16 protein-coding genes, 3 pseudogenes and 1 riboswitch are annotated in these 14,964 nt (G+C 70.1%); of the genes and pseudogenes, 13 read left to right on the forward strand and 6 right to left on the reverse strand.

Annotated elements, in window-relative coordinates:
- Both A5691_RS22060 and A5691_RS27595 read left to right on the forward strand, forming a co-directional pair.
- Window positions 1-200, forward strand: a 200-nt coding sequence (locus tag A5691_RS22060; RefSeq protein WP_156669951.1) for a transporter substrate-binding domain-containing protein, incomplete at its 5' end; no start/stop codon positions are given.
- A pseudogene (locus A5691_RS27595) lies at window positions 200-520 on the forward strand (serine/threonine protein kinase); the annotation flags it as partial. The gene A5691_RS22060 and the pseudogene A5691_RS27595, both read left to right, overlap by 1 nt.
- Here the strand turns inward: A5691_RS27595 and A5691_RS22065 are convergent.
- Window positions 457-1,362 (reverse strand): annotated as a pseudogene (locus tag A5691_RS22065) (glutamate ABC transporter substrate-binding protein); the annotation flags it as partial. The pseudogenes A5691_RS27595 and A5691_RS22065 overlap by 64 nt on opposite strands.
- Window positions 1,359-2,678, reverse strand: a complete 1,320-nt coding sequence (gene glnX / locus A5691_RS22070; protein ID WP_067747854.1) for a protein kinase G-activating protein GlnX — start codon at window positions 2,676-2,678, stop codon at window positions 1,359-1,361. The gene glnX and the pseudogene A5691_RS22065, both read right to left, overlap by 4 nt.
- A 134-nt stretch (window positions 2,679-2,812) precedes the next feature.
- Between glnX and A5691_RS22075 the strand changes: the two genes are divergently transcribed.
- Window positions 2,813-3,448: an NUDIX hydrolase gene (locus tag A5691_RS22075; protein ID WP_067747857.1), complete on the forward strand. Its 636-nt coding sequence runs from the start codon at window positions 2,813-2,815 to the stop codon at window positions 3,446-3,448.
- Here the strand turns inward: A5691_RS22075 and thiE are convergent.
- Complete coding sequence (gene thiE, locus A5691_RS22080; protein WP_068018919.1) at window positions 3,420-4,091, reverse strand: thiamine phosphate synthase; 672 nt, start codon at window positions 4,089-4,091, stop codon at window positions 3,420-3,422. The two genes, A5691_RS22075 and thiE, sit on opposite strands and share 29 nt — an antisense overlap.
- A 36-nt stretch (window positions 4,092-4,127) precedes the next feature.
- Window positions 4,128-4,237, forward strand: a riboswitch (TPP riboswitch).
- A gap of 2 nt (window positions 4,238-4,239) precedes the next feature.
- Between thiE and thiO the strand changes: the two genes are divergently transcribed.
- From thiO to A5691_RS22100, 4 genes are read left to right on the forward strand one after another with little or no spacing between them, the layout of a single operon-like run.
- Complete coding sequence (gene thiO, locus A5691_RS22085; protein ID WP_068018950.1) at window positions 4,240-5,253, forward strand: glycine oxidase ThiO; 1,014 nt, start codon at window positions 4,240-4,242, stop codon at window positions 5,251-5,253.
- Window positions 5,250-5,447 carry a sulfur carrier protein ThiS gene (thiS, locus tag A5691_RS22090; protein ID WP_067747861.1) on the forward strand — a complete coding sequence of 66 codons (198 nt, stop codon included), beginning with the start codon at window positions 5,250-5,252 and terminating at the stop codon, window positions 5,445-5,447. The genes thiO and thiS overlap by 4 nt, the downstream gene beginning before the upstream one ends.
- The gene (locus tag A5691_RS22095; RefSeq protein ID WP_068018923.1) at window positions 5,440-6,198 is read left to right on the forward strand and encodes a thiazole synthase; all 759 of its coding nucleotides are present in this window, start codon (window positions 5,440-5,442) and stop codon (window positions 6,196-6,198) included. The genes thiS and A5691_RS22095 overlap by 8 nt, the downstream gene beginning before the upstream one ends.
- Window positions 6,195-6,953: an SGNH/GDSL hydrolase family protein gene (locus A5691_RS22100; RefSeq protein ID WP_068018926.1), complete on the forward strand. Its 759-nt coding sequence runs from the start codon at window positions 6,195-6,197 to the stop codon at window positions 6,951-6,953. Before A5691_RS22095 ends, A5691_RS22100 begins: the two co-directional genes overlap by 4 nt.
- 4 nt (window positions 6,954-6,957) lie before the next feature.
- On the opposite strand, the gene A5691_RS22105 is transcribed toward A5691_RS22100, so the two are convergent.
- The gene (locus tag A5691_RS22105) at window positions 6,958-7,479 is read right to left on the reverse strand and encodes a serine/threonine protein kinase (protein WP_067747867.1); all 522 of its coding nucleotides are present in this window, start codon (window positions 7,477-7,479) and stop codon (window positions 6,958-6,960) included.
- A gap of 65 nt (window positions 7,480-7,544) precedes the next feature.
- Complete coding sequence (locus tag A5691_RS22110) at window positions 7,545-8,069, reverse strand: serine/threonine protein kinase (protein WP_067747869.1); 525 nt, start codon at window positions 8,067-8,069, stop codon at window positions 7,545-7,547.
- A gap of 393 nt (window positions 8,070-8,462) precedes the next feature.
- On the opposite strand from A5691_RS22110, the gene A5691_RS22115 reads away from it, so the two are divergent.
- From A5691_RS22115 to A5691_RS29210, 5 genes and pseudogenes are all read left to right on the forward strand, one after another.
- The gene (locus A5691_RS22115) at window positions 8,463-8,798 is read left to right on the forward strand and encodes a CD225/dispanin family protein (protein WP_046183018.1); all 336 of its coding nucleotides are present in this window, start codon (window positions 8,463-8,465) and stop codon (window positions 8,796-8,798) included.
- 15 nt (window positions 8,799-8,813) lie between these two features.
- Entirely contained in the window at window positions 8,814-9,239 is a 426-nt protein-coding gene (locus A5691_RS22120) for a DUF2752 domain-containing protein (RefSeq protein WP_067891401.1), read from the forward strand.
- 53 nt (window positions 9,240-9,292) lie between these two features.
- Entirely contained in the window at window positions 9,293-10,795 is a 1,503-nt protein-coding gene (locus A5691_RS22125; protein ID WP_067747873.1) for a M28 family metallopeptidase, read from the forward strand.
- On the forward strand, window positions 10,792-12,264 hold the full coding sequence (locus A5691_RS22130; RefSeq protein WP_068018929.1) for a M28 family peptidase: 1,473 nt from the start codon (window positions 10,792-10,794) through the stop codon (window positions 12,262-12,264). The genes A5691_RS22125 and A5691_RS22130 overlap by 4 nt, the downstream gene beginning before the upstream one ends.
- Window positions 12,265-12,309: 45 nt before the next feature.
- Window positions 12,310-13,772, forward strand: a pseudogene (locus tag A5691_RS29210) (HNH endonuclease signature motif containing protein).
- Window positions 13,773-13,783: 11 nt separating this feature from the next.
- On the opposite strand, the gene A5691_RS22140 reads toward A5691_RS29210, so the two are convergent.
- Window positions 13,784-14,356 (reverse strand): hypothetical protein, encoded by a 573-nt coding sequence (locus A5691_RS22140; RefSeq protein WP_068018953.1) that lies wholly within the window; start codon window positions 14,354-14,356, stop codon window positions 13,784-13,786.
- A 123-nt stretch (window positions 14,357-14,479) separates the two neighbouring features.
- Between A5691_RS22140 and A5691_RS22145 the strand changes: the two genes are divergently transcribed.
- A complete protein-coding gene (locus tag A5691_RS22145; protein WP_156669865.1) occupies window positions 14,480-14,854 on the forward strand; it encodes a hypothetical protein in 375 nt (124 codons plus the stop codon).
- Window positions 14,855-14,964 lie beyond the last annotated feature (110 nt).

Consider the following 14,964-nt stretch of genomic DNA (forward strand, 5'->3'; position numbering starts at 1 on the left):
ACCTGCACATCGTCGGACCCAACATGGCCACCCAGCCCTACGGCATCGGGGTCAACCTGACCAACACCGGGCTGGTCCGGTTCGTCAACGGCACCCTGGAGCGGATCCGCCGCGACGGCACGTGGAACACGTTGTACCGCAAGTGGTTGACGGTGCTGGGGCCCGCGCCCGCGCCACCGACGCCGAGGTATCTGGACTGATGGCCGAGTCGGAGAAGATCGAGCAGCCGGAAACCGGCGCCGACGAAAGCCCGGGCACCCAACCGCCGGACACGCAGGGCGGCGGCCCGACCACGGGGCGCATCCAGGCCACCCAGGCGCTGTTCCGACCCGACTTCGACGATGACGACGACGACTTTCCGCACATCTCGCTGGGCACCCTGGACAGCGATCCGCAAGACCGGGTGACGGTGGGGACGCGGGTGCTGCCACCGGTCCGCCACCTCGGCGGCGGCCTGGTCGAGATTCCGCGGGTGCGCGACATCGACCCGCTCGAGGCCCTGATGACCAGCCCGGTGTTGGTCAGGTTGACCCCGATGCCGTAGGGCTGGGTGGCCATGTTGGGTCCGACGATGTGCAGGTAGGGGTCCTCCTCGACCAGCCCGGCCAGGATCGAGTCGTCGGTGCTGACGGCGTCGATCTCGCGCTGCTGCATCGCCACCAGGCAGTCGGCCCAGTTGACCACCGACACCACGATCGGCGGCGGGTCGATCTGGCGGATCCGGTGCAGCGACGTGGTGCCCTTGGCCACGCACACCCGCTTGCCCGACAGGTCGCTCACCTTGGCGATCGGGGAATCCCGCGGCGTCAGGATGCGCTGGTTGGCGTCGAGGTAGACGGTCGAGAAGTTGACCTGCTTGCGCCGGTCGCAGGTGATGGTCATGGTCTTGACCACCACGTCGACTTCGGAGTGCTGCAGGGCGGTGACGCGCTCGTCGGACGACAAGATGCGGTATTCGACGTGCGACGGGGCGCCGAAGATGTCGCGGGCGATCTCCCCGGCGATGTCGACGTCGAAACCGGTGATCTCGCCGGTGATCGGGTCGCGGAAGCTGAACAGGTTGCTGCCGATGTCGAGCCCGACGATCAGCCGGCCGCGGGCGCGGATGTCGGCGACCGCTGCGTCCGCCTCGGCCTTGGTGGGGAAGGGCCGCAGGCTCGCGGTCAGGTCGCAGCTCTGGCTGGCGTCGTCGGCCGGCAGTGGCGGCTCCGGCGGCAGCTGCTGCATGCCGACCGGGGTGGGCGGCGGCAACGTCGGCACGTTGGGAACCGACAGCGATTCCGTGTGCGAGCAGCCCGCGACCGCGGCCACCGCGGCGAGCGCGGCGCCCGCCCGCCGCAACCGGCCCGGCCGCGTCGTCATCGATACTCTCTCAGCCGGGGCCACAGGCCCAGGGCCACCGCGATGGCGGCGCCGAGGCTGAGCACCACGCCGCCCACCTGGGCGCCGGACAGCCCGCTGCGCGCGCTCAGGACGTCGTTGCGCAGGTGGTTGCGGCTCTGGTCGATGGCCTTCACCAACTGGTCCTCGAGCTTGTCGAATGCCGGGGTGGAGTCGTCCTCGCTGCTGCCGAGCGCCACCTGCGTGGCCGCGCGGTAGTTGCCCACCGAGATGTAGGAGTTGATTCTGTCGTTGGCCTGCCGCCAGCGCAGCAGCAGCTGGTCGGCGCCCTCCAGGTCGGGCTTGTCGACGGCGTCGCTGCGGACCATGTACTGGTCGAGCTGGGAGTGCATGGAGTCGATGCGCTGATAGAACGACTGCTTGCGCTTCTCCTCGTCTCCGCGGCGGATCAGCGACAGCGTCTCGTCGGCGCGGGCCTGCTGGGCGGTGATCGCGACGTTGGTCACGATCCGCAGCGAGTCCGCGGCGGTGTTCTTGGCGCTACGGCTGGCGGCCGTGGAGATCGTTAGCGCAGTTCCGACCCATACCACCATGACGAGAATAGCGAGGCCGCCCACGACCAGTCCCGGGTTGATCCGGCGCCTGGTGCGCCGGGCCAGCCACCGATGGGAGAAGGCGCCGAAGACCGCGGTCGCGGTGACCACCAGGATGACCGGCGCGGGAATCTGCGTGGACGCGGTGGTTTCGGCGTCCACCCGCTCCGACGTCGCCTGATACAGCTGCGCCGCGTCGGGCAGGATCGTCGACTGCATGAGCCCCGAGGCTTCCGACAGGTACGACGAACCGACCGGGTTGCCCTCCCGGTTGTTGGTGCGGGCGATTTCGATCAGGCCGGTGTAGACGGCCAGCTCGGCGTTGATCCGGCCCAGCAGCTGCACCAGCGGTTCGTCGGTCAGCCCGCTGGACGCCCGGGTCACCGCCACCGTCGCGTCGGTGATGGCCTGCTCGTAGCGCTGGCGGACGGGCGGCGGCTCGGCCTCGGCGATGAACGCCGTGGCCGCCGCGGCGTCGGCCACCGAGAGGGTCGTGTAGAGCCGTCCGGCGGCGAACGACAGCGGTTCGGTGTGGTTGAGCACCGTGGTCAGCACCTGCTGGCGGTGGTTGATGGTGGTCGACGTGGCGAAGGCGCAGATGCCGCCGAGCACGGCCAGCACGATTCCGATGCTGAGGATGCGGCCGGGTGTGGTGGAGATGAACCACCAACGCGGGTGGGCTGGTTCGGCCGGCGACCGCGACCCCTGCGGTTCCGTCGACGGGTGCGCCAGCTCAACCGTCACGTCGAATCAGCCCTCATCTTTCGCGGCCACTGGAACGCTGCACGAAACTCTATAAGCGAATTCTAAGAGAATGTCGCGGCAGATGGGTGGAGGCAGACCAATTGACCAGCCGATCACGTGCATATCCTGAACGCGTGCAGGGCGACGGTGACGGCTGGGTGGTTTCCGACAGCGGCGCCCACTATTGGGGCCGTTTCGGCGCGGCGGGTCTGCTGCTGCGCGCCCCGCGGCCGGACGGCACCCCCGCGGTGCTGTTGCAGCATCGCGCGGTGTGGAGCCACCAGGGCGGGACCTGGGGACTTCCGGGCGGGGCGCGGGACAGCCACGAGACCCCGGAGGAGACGGCCGTCCGCGAGGCGCACGAGGAGGCCGGCCTGCAGGGCGAGCTGCTGACCGTGCGGTCCGCGGTGGTCACCGCCGAGGTCGCCGGGCTCGGCGGCACGCGCTGGACCTACACCACGGTCGTCGCCGACGCGGCCGAGCCGCTGCCCACCGTGCCCAACCGGGAGAGCGCCGAGATGCGCTGGGTCGCCGAGGACGAGGTGGCCGAGTTGCCGCTGCACCCCGGCTTCGCGGCGAGCTGGCAACGGCTGCGCACCGCCACGGCGCTGGTGCCGCTGGGCCAGGGCGACGAACGACGGCGTCACCTGCCGCGCACGATCGAGATCGAGGCCGGCGTCTTCGTCTGGTGCATGCCGGGCCCCCCGCTGCAGGCCGACACGGCGCCGCTGCATCCCCGCATCAGCTCCGTGCTGCAAGCGCTGAGCTGAGCCGCTGCGCCGCCGCGCGCGGGTCGGAGGCCGCGGTGATCGCCCGCACCACCACGATGCGCCGGGCGCCGGCGGCGAGCACTTCCGGCAGCCGCTGCTCGTCGATGCCGCCGATGGCGAACCACGGCTTGTCGCCGCCGAAACCGGCCGCCGCCCGCACCAGCCCCAGGCCCGGGGCGTCCCTGCCCGGCTTGGTCGGGGTGGGCCAGCACGGGCCGACGCAGAAGTAGTCGGCCTCGCCCTCGGCGGCAGCGGCGGCCTGGTCGACGTCGTGGCTGGACAGGCCGAGCAGCACGTCCGGGCCGAGGAATTCGCGGGCCACGTCCAGCGGCAGGTCGCCCTGCCCCAGGTGCAGCACGTCGGCGCCGGCGGCGCGGGCGATGTCGGCCCGATCGTTCACCGCGAACAGCGCGTGGTGACGCCTGGCCGCGTCGGCCAGGACCTCGCACGCGGCCAGCTCGTCGCGCGCCTCCAGGGGCCCGAACCGCTGCTCACCGGGTGATCCCTTGTCGCGCAGCTGGATGATGTCGACCCCGCCGGCCAGGGCGGCGTCGGCGAACTGGGCCAAATCGCCGCGCTCGCGGCGCGCGTCGGTGCAGAGGTATAGCCGCGCGGCCGCCAGCCGGGTAACTCGCTGATGCACACCGCGACGCTAGCGCGCTAGCGTGGAGGCCGAAGAACGTGCAGACACGGGAGTCCCGGGAACGGGGTCTGAGAGTGGGCGCGCCTGCCCTTACCGTCACACCTGATCCGGGTCATGCCGGCGAAGGGAGGCCCCCGGAATGGACGGGATGCCATCGGAGCTCGGGTCGCTGGCCGTCATCGGTGGCGGCGTCATCGGCCTGGCGGTGGCGCGCCGGGCGGCGCAGGCCGGGTGGTCGGTGCGGGTGCACCGCACCGCCGAGAACGGCTCGTCGTGGGTCGCCGGCGGCATGCTGGCCCCGCACAGCGAAGGCTGGCCCGGCGAGGAGCGGTTGCTGCGGCTGGGCCTCGAGTCGCTGCGGCTGTGGCGCGAGGGCGGCTTCCTCGACGGGCTGCCGCCGCAAGTGGTCACCGCCCGCGAGTCCATGGTGGTGGCGGTCGACCGGGCCGACGTCGCGGACCTGCGCACCGTCGCCGACTGGCTCTCCGCGCAGGGGCACCCGGTGGTCTGGGAGTCGGCCGCCCGCGATCTGGAACCGCTGCTGGCGCAAGGCATCCGGCATGGCTTTCGGGCGCCCACCGAGCTGGCCGTGGACAACCGCGCGGTGCTGGACGGCCTGTCCGCGGCGTGCGAGCGCCTCGGCGTGCGCTGGGCGCCGCCGGCGCGCGACCTGTCGGTCGACGGCGACGCCGTGGTGATCGCCAACGGGATCGACGCCCCCGCGCTGTGGCCGGGCCTGCCGGTGCGGCCGGTGAAGGGCGAGGTGCTGCGGTTGCGGTGGCGGCGTGGGTGTATGCCGGTGCCGCAGCGCGTCATTCGCGCCCGCGTCCACGGGCGCCAGGTGTACCTGGTTCCCCGCGCCGACGGGGTGGTCGTCGGCGCCACCCAATACGAACACGGGCGCGACACCGCCCCGGTGGTGTCGGGGGTGCGGGACCTGCTCGACGACGCCTGCGCGGTGTTGCCGGCGCTCGGCGAATACGAGTTAGCCGAGTGCGCCGCCGGGCTGCGGCCGATGACGCCCGACAACCTTCCCCTGGTGCAACGCCTCGACGAACGGACGCTGGTGGCCGGCGGCCACGGCCGGTCCGGCTTCCTGCTGGCGCCGTGGACCGCCGAACAGATCGTGTCCGAACTGGCCCCGGTCGGAGCCCGGTCATGATCGTCGTGGTCAACGAGCGGAAGGTCGAGGTCGACGAGCGAACCACGGTGGCCGCGCTGCTGGAGTCGCTCGGCTACCCGGACCGCGGCGTCGCGGTGGCGATGGACGACGCCGTTCTGCCCCGATCCCGTTGGAGCGCAACGCTTTCCGACGGTTCTCGGCTCGAGGTGCTGACGGCGGTGCAGGGTGGCTGAAACCAAACTCACCATCGGGGATCGCAGCTTCGCTTCGCGGCTGATCATGGGCACCGGGGGAGCGACCAGCCTGGCCGCCCTGGAGGAGGCGCTGGTCGCATCGGGTACCGAGCTGACCACCGTCGCGATGCGGCGGGTCGACGCCGAGGGCGGTACCGGCCTGCTCGACCTGCTCAACCGGCTCGGCATCACACCGCTGCCCAACACCGCGGGCTGCCGCAGCGCGGCGGAGGCGGTGCTCACTGCGCAGCTGGCCCGCGAGGCGTTGAACACCAATTGGGTCAAGCTGGAGGTGATCGCCGACGAGCGCACGCTGTTGCCCGACGCGGTCGAATTGGTCCGGGCGGCGGAGCAATTGGTCGACGACGGGTTCGTCGTGCTGCCCTACACGAACGACGACCCGGTGCTTGCCCGTCGGCTCGAGGACGCCGGCTGCGCGGCGGTCATGCCGCTGGGGTCGCCCATCGGCACCGGCCTGGGCATCACCAACCCGCACAACATCGAGATGATAGTCGCGCGCGCCGGCGTCCCGGTGGTGCTCGACGCCGGCATCGGCACCGCGAGCGACGCCGCGCTTGCGATGGAGTTGGGTTGCGACGCCGTACTTTTGGCTACCGCGGTGACCCGGGCCGCCGATCCGGCGACGATGGCGGCCGCGATGGCCGCCGCCGTCACCGCGGGCTATCTGGCCCGCCGTGCGGGGCGTATTCCCAAGCGCTTCTGGGCGCAGGCGTCCAGCCCTCAGCGATGAAACGCTATGTGGCGCTGGGCAGTTCGATGGCAGCCGGTCCCGGCATCAGGCCCCGCGCTGCAGGCGCTCCCTGGGGCTCGGGCCGGTCGGCGCGCAACTACCCGCACCTGGTCGCGCGGCGCTGCGGCCTGGACCTGGTAGACGTCACGTTTTCCGGCGCGACCACCGCGCACGTGCTCGCCGATCACCAGCGCGGCGCGCCACCCCAGATCACCGCGCTGAACGGGTCGGAAAGCCTGGTGACCATCACGATCGGCGGCAACGACGTCGGCTACATTCCGCTGCTGATGGCCGCGTCGTTGCCGCGCCCCGTCCGCCGGCTGCCACTGCTCGGTGCGCGCATTGTCGAAATGCTGGACCGCGACGCGCGGATCGAGGCGCTCGACGCGGTGTTCGAATCGTTGTGCGGGGTCGGACACGCGGTGCGCGAGCGCGCACCGCGGGCCCGGGTCCTATTCGTCGACTACCTGACCGTCCTGCCGCCCGCGGGTGCGCCGGCCGCGCCGCTTTCGCAAGCGGATGCCGATCTGGGCCGCCACGTGGCCGCGACGCTGGAGCGGCTCACCGCCGACGCGGCGATCGCGACCGGCTGCGAGATCGTCGGGGCCGCCGCGGCCAGCCGCGAACATCACGCGTGGTCGGGTGACCCTTGGACCACGAGACCCGGTGTGCCGCTGCCGGGCCGAGCGGCGCCGTTGCACCCGAACGCGGCCGGGATGCGCGCCGTCGCCGAGCTGGTGTCGGCGCTGTTGTGACGGGTCAGCCGTTCGTGCGCCACCACTGGTAGAGGGCGTTGACGTCGGAGTTGGCCGCGGTGAGGTGGCCCAACACGTTCTTGGCGTCGGTGGTCCAGGTGAGCGTCGCGTAGTTCTTGTAGGTGCCGCAGGCGATCTGGCCGCCCGTCTGGCCGTTCTGCTTCCAGGTGCCCGGTGACTGCCCGGCGTCCCCGCACGCGGCCAGGGACACGTCCTTGATGGTGGAACTGAACGCGGCGCCCAGGTTGGTGCCGTTGGAGAACAGGGCGTAGACGCCGGAGCCGGGTCCGCTGGGGTCGGGGCTCTGCCCGCACAGGAGTTCGGCCAGTTCGCCGGATTCGGTCAGCTCCTGCGGCTTGCAGTTGTTGAGGCCGTAGCCCTTCGAGAGGTTGGCGGCCAGCGTGTTCATGTCGGCGGCGCTGCCCGTGTTGGGTTCCGCCACCGCGATGGCGCTACCGGCGAAAGCCAGACATCCGGTGAAAGCTGCGGCCGACGCGGCTCGCAGCGCGGTGGTGAGATGTGACATTTTCGTTGCCTCCCTGCGGTTGTTGGATGGGTGATGCAGAAAACTGTTGCCCCCCAACAGAAGTTTCAGCCGTTGGCCCGCCACCACTGGTACAGCGCCGCGGCGTCGGTGTTCGGCCCGCGGATATAGCTCAATGTGTTCTTGGCATCGGTGGTCCAGATGATCTCGGCGGCGTTCTGGTATGTCCCGCAGGCCACCTGACCGGCATTGCCGTTGCTCCCCTGGTGCCAGCTGGTGGGCGACTGGCCGCTGTCGCCGCACGTGCTCAGCGCGTCGTCCTTGATGCTGGCCTTGAACGAGCCGACCAGGTTTTCGCCGTTGTTGAACAGGATGTACTTGGCCTGGACCGGGCCGCTCGGGTCGGGGTTCTGCCCGCACGCCAACGACGCCAGTTCGCCGGTGGTGATGCTCTGGGCCGTGCAGTTGTTCAGGCCGTAGCCCTTTGACAGCGATGCCGCAAGCGTGTTGACGTCCGACGCGTTACCGGTGTTCGCGGGATCCGCGGTGGCGGTTGCCGTGCCGGCGAAGGCGGCGCCGCCAGCGAGCGCCGCGGCCGCGACGGCCCGCAACGCGTTGCTGAGATAGGACATCCCACGACTCCTCGGCGGTTGTCGAGCCGGCGTCGCTCACCGGAGAAACATGCTTCCGCTAAGTAGGGATCGTAGGGCTATGTCGTGACAAAGCAACACATTCCGCTGGCAATTGTCTGTCTGGGCATCCTTTTCGGTGACGCGGCACGGCGGGGCCGCATGCCGGCTAGTCCGAAAGCCGATGCCGCTCAGTCCCTTTCGTATGGTGCCTTGCCATCGGCGCTGGGCGGCGGAAGGGGCGGGCAGGAGAACGGCGGTTGAACGCCGCGCGACCGCAGCGACGTTCTGCGGCGGGTCGAAAGGGGATTTTCAAATTGCTGGTGCCGCCGCGACTGTGCTCGGGTATGGTTAGCACCGTTTCACGCCAGCTAACTTCTCGGGACTGGAGAATCCATGACACAGCCACCGGCACCGCCCCCTCCGCCGCCTGGTTACCCGCCGCAGCAGCCCGCCGGGCAAGCGCCGAATAACTATTTGGTGTGGTCCATCCTGGTGACGCTGTTCTGCTGTCTTCCGTTCGGGATCGTGGCCATCGTCAAATCCAGCCAGGTCAACGGGCTCTGGGCGCAGGGCCGTTACGCCGAGGCGCAGGCGTCCGCCGACAGCGCCAAGAAGTGGGTGATCTGGTCGGCGGTCATCGGCGTCGTCGTGGGCATCATCTACGGCATCCTGATGGCGGTCGGCGCGCTGAACACGAACACCAATGCGGCACTTGCCGCGATGTTCTAAGCCCGGTTCGCGACCATGGTGACCCGCCAAGGGTCGGCGCCGTCGAGCGTGGGCGCGCCACTGCTGGTGGCCGCGTCCGCGACGCTGATGTGCGCCGCCATCTGGGCGGGTGACCCGACCACTCCCAACGGTCCGCTGCCGGTGTGTCCCACCAAGGCGCTGTTGGGTATCGACTGTCCGGGATGCGGCAGCTTGCGCATGCTGTACTCCCTGATGCACGGCAACATCACGGCGGCCGCCAGGTTCAACGCCTTGGGCCTGGCGGCTGTCGTGCTCTTGGTGTGGGCGTACCTCGCCTGGACCTACGGGCGGCTCGCGGGCAGGCGGATACGCAGCTGGCAACACACTCGCTGGTCCGCCGTGGTGGCCATGGTGTTGGTCGGGGCGTGGTTTGTGGTGCGCAACATCCCCTTTGCACCGTTCAGCGCCCTGTACGTCTGATACCGCCGTGTCCTGATCCCGGCCGGTGGCACCGCGGTCTAACCTGGGGCGCGATGGTGAACAAATTCGCGACGGTACCTGCGGCGCTCGTCGTGGTCGCCCTGACCGCATTCTCGACCGGCTGCTTCCACAAGTCGGCAAACTCGCAACAGGCAACGGGCGACCCCGCCGCGGCGGCCCGGTTCGCCAGCGCCCTGCACGACAAAGTCACGAGCGACGCGATGATGGCGCACCTGGCAAAGCTCCAGGACATTGCCAACGCCAACAACGGTACCCGGGCGGTGGGTACCCCGGGTTACGAGGCCAGCGTCGACTACGTGGTGAACACGTTGCGCGGCAGCGGTTTCGACGTGCAGACCCCCGAGTTCTCGGCGCGGGTGTTCCACGGCGACAAGCCGGAGGTGACCGTCGGCGGTAAGCCGGTGGAGGCGCACGCGCTGGACTTCAGCCTCGGCACCCCGCCGGGAGGAGTGAGCGGTCCGCTGGTGGCCGTGCCCGCCAGCAACGGCCCCGGCTGCGCACCTCCGGATTACGGCAGTCTGCCGGTTCAGGGAGCCGTCGTCCTGGTGGACCGGGGCGGTTGCCCCTTCGCTCAGAAGGAAGACGCCGCGGCGCAGCGCGGAGCGGTCGCGATGATCGTCGCCGACAACGTCGACGAGCAACAGATGGGTGGCACGCTGGGCCCGGACACCAACGTCAAGATCCCGGTGGTAAGCGTCACCAAGTCGGTTGGCGTGCAATTGCGCACCCAGCCGGGGGGCGTCACCATCAAGCTGAACGCGAGCGTCCAGAGTTTCAAGGCGCGCAACGTGATCGCCCAGACCAAGACCGGCTCGACCACCAATGTCGTGATGGCCGGCGCCCATTTGGACAGCGTGCCGGAAGGCCCGGGCATCAACGACAACGGTTCAGGCGTGGCCGCGATATTGGAAACCGCTCTGCGGCTGGGCAATTCGCCACCGGTACGTAACGCGGTGCGGTTCGGCTTCTGGGGCGCGGAGGAACTCGGGCTGATCGGTTCGCGCAACTACGTCGAGTCGCTTGACTTGACCGGGCTCAAAAGCATTGCGCTGTATCTGAACTTCGACATGCTCGCGTCGCCGAACCCCGGCTACTTCACCTATGACGGTGACCAGTCGCTGCCCGCGGACGCTCGCGGCCAGCCGGTGGTGCCGGAGGGGTCGGCCGGCATCGAACGCACCCTGGTCGCCTACCTGAAGTCCGCCGGGAAGACCGCGCAGGACACCTCGTTCGACGGCCGTTCCGATTACGACGGATTCACCCTGGCGGGCATCCCCGCCGGCGGCCTGTTCTCCGGCGCCGAGGTGAAGATGTCCGCGGATCAGGCAAAGCTGTGGGGCGGGACCGCGGACCAGCCCTTCGACCCCAACTATCACCAGAAGACGGATACCCTCGAGCACATCGACCGGACCGCTCTGGGCATCAACGGCGGTGGCGTCGCCTACGCGGTGGGCCTGTACGCGCAGGACCTCGGCGGCCACAACGGGGTGCCCACGATGGAGGACCGCACGCGTCACGTGCTAACCAAGCCATGACCCGTCGGCTGCGCGCGGCAATGCTGCTGGTGACCTTGTTGCTGGCGTCGTGCACATCGGCGCGGCCGGGATCCCCGACTGCCGCACCGGATCTGGCGCACGGCCTGGCCGGCAAGGTGACCACCGAGGCGATGTTCACCCACCTGCGCGCGCTGCAGAACATCGCCAATGCGAACAAGGGCAACCGGGCCGACGGCACGCCGGGTTACGACGCCAGCGTCGACTACATCGCTAAAGCGTTGCGTGACAAAGGTTTCGAGGTACTGACGCCGCAGTTCGACCGGCTCTACACCGTCTCCCCGGGCAGGCCGTCGATGACGGTGGCCGGCCGCAGCTACACCGTTGACCAGGCCTCGCTGCTGGTCCAGACGCCGCCCGGCGGACTCACCGGGCAGCCGGTCCGGCCCACCCAGCCGTCGGGCTGCGCGGCGGGCGATTATCCGGCCGTGCTGCCCAAGGGGTCGATCGCCGTCGTAGACGACACACGTTGCTCGGTGGTCGACAAGCAGAACAGCGCGGTGTCCAAGGGTGCGGCGGCGCTCGTCGTGCTCAGTGCGCCCGCCGGCCAGGGCGCCCCGCCCACCCTGTTCGCTCCCGGCTACTTCAAGCAGCTGACCGTCCCCGTCGCGGTCGCCAACCCGGCCACCGCCACCGCGCTCTCCGGCGCGACCGCGCCAGTCCGCCTGGTGCTGGACGCCCAAAACGTCAAGATCACGTCACGGAACGTGCTGGCGCAGACCAAGACCGGCTCGCCGCACGACGTGATCGTGGTGGGCGCGCACCTCGACAGCCCCCGCGGCGGCCCTGGCATCAACGACGACGGAACCGGGGTGGCCGCGGTGCTGGAGACGGCGCTGCAGCTGGGCCCCCTGGCGCCCGTGAACAACGCGGTGCGGTTCGCGTTCTGGGGCGCCGACGAGGACGGGCTCAACGGCGTCATGGACTACGTGTTCGGCATGAACAGCGATCAGCTCAACGACATCGCGATGTACCTCAACTTCACCACGCTGGGTTCTCCCAACGCCGGCTTCTTCACCGAAGACGGCGATCAGTCCGGTCCGCCGTCGCCCGGGGTGACTTACGCGGACGTCCCCGACGGGTCGGCCGGCATCGAGCGCACCCTGGCCGGTTACCTGAACCTGGCCGGGAAGCGGCCCGCGGACATGCCGCTGAACACGCTCGCCGACTACCACCCCTTCATGGTCGCGGGCGTGCCGATCGGCGGCATGACGGCCGGGGCGTCGCAACCGAAGACCACCGTGCAGGCCCGGCTGTGGGGTGGGCAGGCCGGGGCCCCGTTCGACCCCAACTACCAAGGCCCCCGCGAAACCGTCGACACCGTCAACCGGGACGCCCTGGCCATCATGGGGTCTGGCGTCGGATACGCCGTAGGCAGCTATGCGGAATCCATCGGCGGCGTCAACGGCGTGCCACCGCACGACAAGCGGCATCGGACCCGGGTGCCATAACCGCTGCTCGGCGCCTTGTCGGGGGGCCGCGCTACACTCGAACACATGTTCGATAGACGCCTACACGAGTACTGGGAGCCTCCCCGGTGTGAGCGATCCCGCGCGCTGGTGGAACGGATGTGCTCCTCGTGGCGGCTGGAGGCGCGGATGGTCGCGGACCGGCTGGACGCCATCGGGGAGTTGTTCGAGCTGCGCCGCGCCCAGCGCGGTGAGGAGTCGGATTGGGCGGTGGACACCTGGGCGGCGGTGGGGGCCGAGGTGGCCGCGGCGTTTCGGGTGAGCCTGGCGATGGCCGGCAGCTTCATGCGGTATGCGCTCGCGATGCGTGAGCGGCTGCCGCAGGTGGCCGAGGTGTTCCGCGCGGGCGACATCAGCTATCGGTTGTTCCAGACGATCGTGTACCGCACCGATCTGATCACAGACGCCGCCGTGTTGGCCGCCGTGGATGCCGAGCTGGCGATGCGTGCGGCGAGGTGGCCCTCCATGACCCGGGGCCGGTTGGCCGGCCAGGTGGACAAGATCGTGGGGAAGGCCGACGTCGATGCGGTGCGCCGCCGCGACCAGTCGAGGCCGAGCGCTGGGTCGGGGTCGAGGATCTCGAGGGCGGCATGTCCGAAATCCACGGCAGCTTGTTCAGTCCCGACGCCCACGCGCTGGATCGGCGGCTGGATGCGTTGGCGGCCACGGTGTGTGAGCACGACCCGCGCAGCGCGGATCAGCGGCGCGCCGACGCGCTTGGGGTGCTTGCCGCCGGCGCGGATCGGCTGGGCTGCCGCTGCGGGCGCCCCGACTGCACGGCCGGAAAGCGACCTGGCGCAACGCCGGTCGTCATTCACGTGATCGCCGAGCAGGCCAGCGTCGAGGGCGCCGGGTCGGCTCCGGCGTCGGAGGTGGGCGCGGACGCGCTGATCACCGCCGAGGTCGTGGCCGAGCTGGCCGGCTCGGCCAAGCTGGTGCCCCTGGGCGCCCCGGCCGAGGCGGAGCCGCGCTACACCCCGTCGAGGAGGCTGGCCGATTTCGTGCGGTGCCGGGACCTGACGTGTCGGGCCCCGGGGTGTGACCGCCCGGCCGTCGACTGCGACATCGACCACACGATCCCGTACTCCGAGGGCGGTGCGACGCACCCGTCGAACCTCAAATGCCTTTGCCGCCAACATCATTTGCTGAAAACTTTTTGGGGCTGGCGCGACGAGCAACTGGAGGACGGCACCCTGATCTGGCGGCTGCCCGACGGACACACCTACGTCACCACCCCGGGCAGCGCGCTGCTGTTCCCCAGCCTGTGCGTGCCCACCGGTGACGCCCCGGCCCCCACACCCGTCGAGCGGTGTGGTGAGCGCACCGCGATGATGCCGCTGCGCACCCGCACCCGTGCCCAAAACCGGGCCCAGCGCATCGCCACCGAACGGCACCGCAACCGCCAAGCCCGGCTGGCCGCCCACCCCGTGGCGCCGGCCAGTTCGATACCCGCCGGCCCCGCGCCCCCAGAGGATCCACCGCCCTTCTAGGGCCTGCGCCGTCAAGGCATGTGCGGGTTCATCATTCGTCCGCAGCCCATCCCGCCCCGACCCATCATCTGCTGCATCATGGCCGGCATGCCCTGCTCCACGAAGCCGGTGACTTCGCGCGCGTGCGCTCGGATGACGTCGGTGAGGGCAGGGTCGTCGGCGGTCTCCTCGGCGATCACGCCCCCTGGGGTGAACGTCAGCTGCCGCCGGTAGCCGCCGGCGCGACGGAACAGCGTCGGCAGGGTTTGGCTCATGCAGCCGACTTCGGTTCCCTGATCCAGGTGGGCGTACATGCTCGAGACGTGCGCCTGGAGTTGGGCGGTCAGATCCGGGGACGTCGATTCGGTGGTGGTGCGCACGCCGCCGGGAATGTCCTCGACCACCCGGCTGATTTCGCTGTGCCGCATGAACATGTCCATGTAGCGGTTCATGTCCATGTGACCGGCGCCCATGAAGCCGCCGCAGTTGGTGAGGCGGACTCCTGCGGGCCAGATGCCGCGACGCGCGTAGCGCAGACCCAGCACGCCGCCCGCACCCAGCGCACCGAACGCGGCAAGCGCCGCGCGCCGTGTCAAATTGGCCATCGTCACGTTCCTTCGGGACAGACTCCTGCACGCAATTGAGGCAATCTGACCAGACCCGCGAATCCCGTACTAGGGCCAATGGTCCCTACCCCCGGTGGGTATATGTGTGACATCGTCCTGGGCATGACTGAAACTCCTGAATCCAGCGTTGGGCCCGTGACCGGCAACCACGGGGACGGGCCGTACGCGCGCAGTCGGCTGGGCCACGTGGCCGCATGGGTGGTCATCGTCGCCGGTGTGGTGTTCGTCGTCGCGGTCATCTTCTTCACGGGGCTGTTCTTGGGCTGGTCCTCGGGTGACCACTACGGCTGGCGCCACGGATATGGCGGCGGCCGTGCCGGCACCTGCCCGATGATGCAGCCCGGCGGCATGATGGGGCCCGGCATGATCGGACCCGGCGGCATGATGGGGCCCGGCGGGATGGGACCCGGCGGGATGGGGCCCGGGGGCCCGGTGGGGCCTCAGCAGACGCCGGCACCGACGGCGCCGCGCCCCTAGCGGGCAACGCCCCTCAAACGGCGCCGCCGAGTTCGCTATTGCCATCGGACAACCCACCCGGCGCTTCTCGTTCGACCACCGGTAAGCCGCCCGCAATCGCGCGCCCACGC

Source organism: Mycobacterium sp. E183 (genome assembly GCF_001667735.1).
Lineage (GTDB): Bacteria > Actinomycetota > Actinomycetes > Mycobacteriales > Mycobacteriaceae > Mycobacterium.

Bases quoted from the DNA above. Each gene is read 5' to 3' on its own strand.
- A5691_RS22125 (WP_067747873.1), top strand. From the start codon at position 9,293: ATGGTGAACAAATTCGCGACGGTACCTGCGGCGCTCGTCGTGGTCGCC.
- A5691_RS22115 (WP_046183018.1), top strand. From the start codon at position 8,463: ATGACACAGCCACCGGCACCGCCCCCTCCGCCGCCTGGTTACCCGCCG.
- A5691_RS22130 (WP_068018929.1), top strand. From the start codon at position 10,792: ATGACCCGTCGGCTGCGCGCGGCAATGCTGCTGGTGACCTTGTTGCTG.
- A5691_RS22100 (WP_068018926.1), top strand. From the start codon at position 6,195: ATGAAACGCTATGTGGCGCTGGGCAGTTCGATGGCAGCCGGTCCCGGC.
- A5691_RS22120 (WP_067891401.1), top strand. From the start codon at position 8,814: ATGGTGACCCGCCAAGGGTCGGCGCCGTCGAGCGTGGGCGCGCCACTG.
- A5691_RS22105 (WP_067747867.1), bottom strand. From the start codon at position 7,479: ATGTCACATCTCACCACCGCGCTGCGAGCCGCGTCGGCCGCAGCTTTC.
- thiS (WP_067747861.1), top strand. From the start codon at position 5,250: ATGATCGTCGTGGTCAACGAGCGGAAGGTCGAGGTCGACGAGCGAACC.
- A5691_RS22110 (WP_067747869.1), bottom strand. From the start codon at position 8,069: ATGTCCTATCTCAGCAACGCGTTGCGGGCCGTCGCGGCCGCGGCGCTC.
- A5691_RS22140 (WP_068018953.1), bottom strand. From the start codon at position 14,356: ATGGCCAATTTGACACGGCGCGCGGCGCTTGCCGCGTTCGGTGCGCTG.
- thiO (WP_068018950.1), top strand. From the start codon at position 4,240: ATGCCATCGGAGCTCGGGTCGCTGGCCGTCATCGGTGGCGGCGTCATC.
- A5691_RS22145 (WP_156669865.1), top strand. From the start codon at position 14,480: ATGACTGAAACTCCTGAATCCAGCGTTGGGCCCGTGACCGGCAACCAC.